The 6259-nt window shown below is 46.2% G+C and carries 6 protein-coding genes and 1 pseudogene; all 7 read right to left on the reverse strand.

The features are described from left to right. The coding region (gene fliF / locus AZ66_RS25580; protein ID WP_044357453.1) for a flagellar basal-body MS-ring/collar protein FliF at nt 1-911 on the reverse strand (911 nt) is incomplete at its 3' end. A 40-nt stretch (nt 912-951) separates the two neighbouring features. Next, on the reverse strand, nt 952-1266 hold the full coding sequence (gene fliE, locus AZ66_RS25585) for a flagellar hook-basal body complex protein FliE (RefSeq protein ID WP_052648867.1): 315 nt from the start codon (nt 1264-1266) through the stop codon (nt 952-954). A gap of 56 nt (nt 1267-1322) precedes the next feature. Next, a complete protein-coding gene (gene flgC / locus AZ66_RS25590) occupies nt 1323-1775 on the reverse strand; it encodes a flagellar basal body rod protein FlgC (RefSeq protein WP_021256558.1) in 453 nt (150 codons plus the stop codon). Nucleotides 1776-1784: 9 nt separating this feature from the next. Beyond that, nucleotides 1785-2190, reverse strand: a pseudogene (flgB, locus tag AZ66_RS25595) (flagellar basal body rod protein FlgB). A 330-nt stretch (nt 2191-2520) separates the two neighbouring features. Continuing rightward, nucleotides 2521-3924 carry an ATP-dependent protease ATPase subunit HslU gene (hslU, locus tag AZ66_RS25600; protein WP_021262470.1) on the reverse strand — a complete coding sequence of 468 codons (1404 nt, stop codon included), beginning with the start codon at nt 3922-3924 and terminating at the stop codon, nt 2521-2523. Nucleotides 3925-3957: 33 nt separating this feature from the next. Next, nucleotides 3958-4500, reverse strand: a complete 543-nt coding sequence (gene hslV / locus AZ66_RS25605) for an ATP-dependent protease subunit HslV (protein WP_021256561.1) — start codon at nt 4498-4500, stop codon at nt 3958-3960. Nucleotides 4501-4581: 81 nt separating this feature from the next. Continuing rightward, entirely contained in the window at nt 4582-5907 is a 1326-nt protein-coding gene (trmFO, locus tag AZ66_RS25610; protein ID WP_021262471.1) for an FADH(2)-oxidizing methylenetetrahydrofolate--tRNA-(uracil(54)-C(5))-methyltransferase TrmFO, read from the reverse strand. Nucleotides 5908-6259: the final 352 nt, after the last annotated feature.

The following is a 6259-nucleotide window of genomic DNA, read 5'->3' on the forward strand; positions in this document are numbered from 1 at the left end:
ACGCTGATTTCAATCCCTTTCATCTCTTCCTTATTTACAGGCTCGACAAGATCTTCTTTCTTGTGGATTTTGTCGAAATTCAATTTGGCAGAGACAAGGATGTGAACCTTGTCAGCCGGAAATTGGCCATTAAGGAACTGCTGAACGGTCATGCGAATATCGTTTTCATACTTACGTTGAATTTTAAGTTGCTCATCGACTTCACCGAGCGCGTTTTTGCCATTACCGCCGACTGAACCCGAAGCGAAGAACATACTCTCATTGCTAGAAATCGTAATATTTTCAATCGGCAAATGCGGCACAGCTGTCTTCACCAAATTGAAATATCCATCTACTTCTGCCTGGTTCGGCTGATAGCCGCCTTTAAAACTAAGCACGATGGATGCCGATGCTTGTTCTTGATCCGGTGTAGCAAATACCGTCTCTTTAGGCAAATTGACGATTACTTTTGCATCCTGAACGCCTTGCATTTGGCGCAGTAACCGTTCGACTTCTCCGTTCAATGCGTTCTTATATCGCACGTCAAATACATTGTCGGTCATTCCGCTCATTAACCCGTCAGCGCCGAATGATTCGAAGCCGATCGAGCCATTCTTCACAATCCCTTGCGCACCAACATCCACCTTAACTTTTGCAGCTGAGGTGCTCGGGACGGATATTTGGCTTCCATTGGAACTTAATTGATACGGAATGTTGTTCGAATTTAGATACTCAATGATTCCAGCCGCATCATTTGCGTTCAAGTCGCGAAATGCGAGTTCATACTCGGTTTTCGAAAATAAATACGTCATGATAACAGCAGCTACGAGTACAAGGCCAATTGTCGACAACAGCAATGCCTTTTGTTTCTTGCTGAATTGATTCCAATATCGAGACGCTTGTTCACGATACTGGGTCACTTTTTCATTCACTTCACGTCACCCCACCCAAACTATGTAAGACATCACGCTGTTATAACTGCATGCGCATAATATCCTGATACGCTTCAACGACCTTATTGCGCACTTGAGTAGTCAGCTGCATGCCGAGTAGCGCACGCTCTGAGGCGACCATAAGTTGATCGACATCAACTTCACCCAGTATAAACTTGTCATTCATCGTCTGGACTTGCTGCTCTTGTCCTTCAAGTTGCTGGAGTGCATCTGCAAAGAAAGTGCCGAAAGACTTTGTCACTTCTGCTGGTGAATTCTGCTTCAGCCCTGCTGCGGCCGTAGAAGACGTGGCCGGCTGAGCCATATGTATTGGGAGCATTGTATTCTGAATCACTCTTATCCCTCCTTATCCGAATGAGTCGGCAGATTTTTTGTCGAAAAATAGCGAAATTACCCCTTGCCGATTTCGAGTGCCTTCATAACCATCGATTTGGAGGCATTGAGTGCTGTCACATTCGCCTCATATGATCGAGTTGCTGAGATCATATCGACCATTTCCTTCGCTATGTCGACGTTAGGCATCGTTACATAACCATTCTCATCTGCATCCGGATGTGTCGGATTGTATGCGATCTTGAAGGCCGAATTATCCGCTTTAATTTGGGATACCTTAACCCCTCTTGATGTCGGCTCACCCTTCATCGCAGCTTCAAAGGATTGTTGAAAAGTCGGCTCTGTCGGTGACATGACGACAACCTTGCGAGTGTAAGGTACGAACTTCCCGTTCACATACTGTGCGCGCGTCGTCTCCGCATTCGCGATATTGGAGGAGATGACATCCATGCGCAATCTTTGAGCGGTTAAACCTGACGAGCTAATTTGAAAACTGTTGCTAATCTTCATAACTATCGATTACCTCCTAACATCCATTGATGTTCGCATCATATTAATATGATGGTTAAGCTGCTGTATAAAGGTGTTGTAGCGCAACTGGTTCTCCGCCTGCATCGTCATTTCCCGATCCATATCGACGTTGTTGCGATTATTGCCCATCACAGTAGCTTGGTCGCGAATCACCTGCATGGTACGGCGTTGATTGAGAAGGCCCAATATAAAAGTGCTTTTCATTCGTTCGGCGACCTACCAGTGTCCCGCCCTCCATCTGATCTCTCAGGAGAGATTCAAATTGCACTTCCGAACGCTTAAAATATGGCGTATCGACATTCGCAATATTATTTGAAATCGCATTCTGCCTCGCTACGGAAGTTTGAATGGCACCTTCCAGGCGCGACATATGAACGCCATTCAATAGATCCACAATAACCCCTCCTTTGGTTGATTAAAATTTTGACTATATTACTATACCATTTACTTTGACGTTTCTCCTTCTTTTTTCGACAAAATATTTGTTTTTGTGCATAAGTCGAAGGACGCATGTGCATGATTCGCGATTATTCATTCAATTTGTTAATTTTATGACAGAAGAAGATAATTAACGCCATACCTATCATCTTAAACTTTGGGTTATAACACAATAAGAAAAAAGCCCTATCTTTCGTCCGAAAGTCAGGGCTTTTTCTAAATAGTTTGTCGAACATTTTGACCGGTCTATATCTCAATAACAATTGTCACACTTTGTCGGATTATACTACAATATATACTGGCTCAAGTCCCGGTTCTGAGAGATATCTGCTAGTTTTTCACGTACATATTCCGGTGTAATCTGGAATGTCTCCAATGTCAGCTCTGGCGCCTCGAAAGACAAGTCTTCAAGCAGCTTCTCCATGATCGTATGAAGGCGTCTTGCCCCGATATTCTCCATGTTCTGATTCACCGTTGCAGCAATATTGGCAATTTCCCGGATTGCTTCATCCGAAAATTGTATTTCAATGTTCTCTGTCTTCAATAATTCGACATATTGCTTCGTCAATGCGTTTTTCGGCTCCGTCAAGATGGACACGAAGTCATCCAGCGACAGATTGTTCAATTCGACACGAATCGGGAATCGTCCCTGCAATTCGGGAATAAGATCAGATGGCTTGGCGATATGGAATGCACCTGCTGAAATAAACAACACATAGTCTGTCTTTACAGGCCCGTACTTGGTCATAATGGTTGAGCCTTCCACGATCGGCAGAATGTCTCGCTGTACCCCTTCTCTAGATACATCTGGGCCAGAACCTCCCCGTCCGCTGGAAGCAATCTTGTCGATCTCATCGATGAAGATGATGCCGGATTGCTCCGCACGTCGAATGGACTCCTGAGTAACATCATCCATATCAATTAATTTACCCGCTTCTTCTTGTGTTAAAACTTTGCGTGCTTCCTTAATCGTCAGCTTGCGCTTCTTCATGCGCTTAGGCAGCAGATTACCGAACATCTCCTGCATGTTCATGCCCATCTGCTCATTACCTTGGCCTGACAGGAAATCAAGCATACTCGGTGTATTCTCTTCCACGTCGATTTCAATCATATCGTTCTCGAGCTGTCCGGACAACAATTCGAAACGTACTTTGCGGCGTTTCTCTTGAATGCCTGGGTCTGGCTCTTTCTCAGGAGATGTCTGTTCCTGGTTGTTGCTTTGACCGAACAACATCTCAAACGGGTTACGGCCATTCTTATTCGATTGAGGTGTAGGGACTAGCAATTCGACAATACGCTCGTTTGCCATTTCCTCTGCTTTGTCCTTCACCTTCTCTGTACGCTCTAGCTTCACCATTCGAATCGATGTTTCTACCAGATCTCGAACCATGGATTCGACATCCCGACCGACATAACCTACTTCGGTGAATTTCGTCGCCTCCACTTTAACAAATGGCGCATGAACAAGCTTAGCCAGGCGACGGGCAATTTCCGTCTTACCCACACCCGTAGGCCCGATCATTAAGATATTTTTTGGAACGATCTCGTCTTGGATGCTCTCATCAAGCAGTCCACGGCGATATCGGTTGCGCAGTGCAATCGCAACGGCACGCTTCGCATTCTTCTGACCAACAATATACTTATCCAATTCAGTAACGATTTGTCGCGGTGTCCACGCTTGCTGATTCATTACTATCCCTCCGCTCCGGCTGCCATTCGGCTACTAAATTTGTTCAACCACAATATTGTCATTTGTATATACACAGATTTCACTTGCAATCTGAAGTGAAGCTTCCGCCATTTCTTTGGCTGTCATATTCGGAGAATGTCGCTTCAAAGCGCGTCCAGCAGCGAGTGCAAATGATCCACCAGATCCGATTGCGATGACATCGTCATCAGGCTCAATAATCTCTCCCCCGCCCGAAATGAGCAGCATATGGGTCGCATCCATTACAATCATCAATGCTTCTAATTTGCGAAGCACACGATCTTGACGCCAGTCCTTCGCAAGCTCGACTGCTGCACGCTGCAGATTGCCGTGATGCTCCTCCAGCTTGCCTTCGAACTTCTCGAACAATGTAATCGCATCTGCTACCGAGCCTGCAAATCCAGCGACTACCTGACCGCGATATAAGCGTCGAACCTTGCGTGCGTGCTGCTTCATCACCATGTTGTTGCCGAAGGTCACCTGACCGTCGCCTGCAATCGCAGCTGCACCATTATGTCTTACAGCACAAATCGTTGTTGCATGAAATGAATATTCCACTCTACCAAGCCTCCTACCTCATGAACGCGCAAAGGAACCAGACATGCACAAAACGGCCGCTGCTTCCTTACGCTTCACCAATTATTTGATGTGGATGCCATGCTCTTCCTGAAATGCACGCAGCGTATCAAGCGCACGATGTGCGATGGCTTCGTTCTTTTCTTTTTTGTTGCGAATACGAGTCTCCAGCGGCGGGAACAAGCCAAAGTTCGCATTCATAGGTTGGAAATGTTTAAAGTCCGCAGTTGTAATGTAATTCGCCATACTTCCTAATGTCGTCTGCTGCGGCAATACAAGACATGAATTGCCCGCTGCATACCGTGCTGCATTCAGTCCTGCAATCAATCCTGATGCTGCAGATTCCACATAACCTTCTACCCCTGTCATCTGACCAGCAAAGAACAAGGATGGTCGGCCCTTGAATTGATAAGTTGGCTCAAGCAGCTTCGGTGAGTTAACGAACGTATTGCGGTGCATAACGCCATAACGTACAAATTCGGCTTGTTCCAAACCAGGGATCATGCGGAACACCCGCTTCTGTTCTCCCCATTTCAAGTGAGTCTGGAAGCCGACCATATTGTACAGTGTACCTGCTGCATTATCCTGACGAAGCTGAATAACAGCATACGGCGTCTTGCCTGTATTCGGATCAACTAAACCTACTGGCTTCATTGGCCCGAACAGAGCTGTCTGCTTGCCGCGGCTCATCATTACCTCAATCGGCATGCAGCCCTCAAAGTAAACTTCCTTCTCGAATGTCTTCAGTTCAGCTTTCTCTGCTGTAATAATCGCCTCGTAGAACGCATTGAACTCTTCTTCATTCATTGGGCAATTCAAATATGCAGCTTCACCCTTATCATAGCGAGAAGCCAAATATACTTTGTTCATATCGATTGTATCTTTATCAATGATAGGCGCCGCCGCATCGTAGAAGTAGAAGTACTCCTCACCCATCAATTCTTTAATACGTGCGGATAACGATTCGGATGTCAAGGGACCTGTTGCAATGACAGTAATACCGTCTTCAGGAATATCCGCAACTTCCTCGTTGCGCACCTCAACTAGCGGATGCTCCTTCAGCGTGTTCGTAATCTCATCCGAGAAGCCTTCACGGTCAACCGCCAATGCTCCACCTGCTGGTACAGCATGTTTATCGGCTGCGCTCATGATCAATGAGTTCATGTAGCGCATTTCTTCCTTCAACACACCTACTGCATTGCTCAATCCATTCGCTCGCAGCGAGTTGCTGCACACCAGTTCTGCAAACCGTCCGCTATGGTGAGCTGGAGTCTGTTTGACAGGTCTCATTTCATATAGTGTGACAGGCACGCCTTGCTGTGCAATTTGCCATGCTGCCTCGCTCCCCGCCAATCCAGCTCCAATGACGGTTACTCTAGGCTGATTCATTTGTTGATATCCCCCTCAGTTGTATGCAAAAGCACTGATCGCGGCTCCTTGAATAAGCAGCCGCGATGCAGAGCTAACCTTTATTATCGTTTTTCAGACTGTAACTTGTGAAAATAGCACGAGAATTACAGCAGCGAAGCCTGACATTCCACAGCATGGTCATATCCATTTATGTGTATGCCAGTAGCTCCTTATTCATCATCTGAATCTTCTTGCACCTGCTCATTATGATCACAGCTTGTGCAGATTAGCTTCGTCCCTTGCTTGCTTCGTTTCTCAATCATCAAGCTTCCACACGAAGGACAGGGCTTAGCAGAAGGGCGATCCCACATCACATTACTCGCATTCTGGG

Source organism: Paenibacillus sp. E194, from assembly GCF_000935845.1.
Taxonomy (GTDB): Bacteria; Bacillota; Bacilli; order Paenibacillales; family Paenibacillaceae; genus Paenibacillus_B; species Paenibacillus_B alvei_B.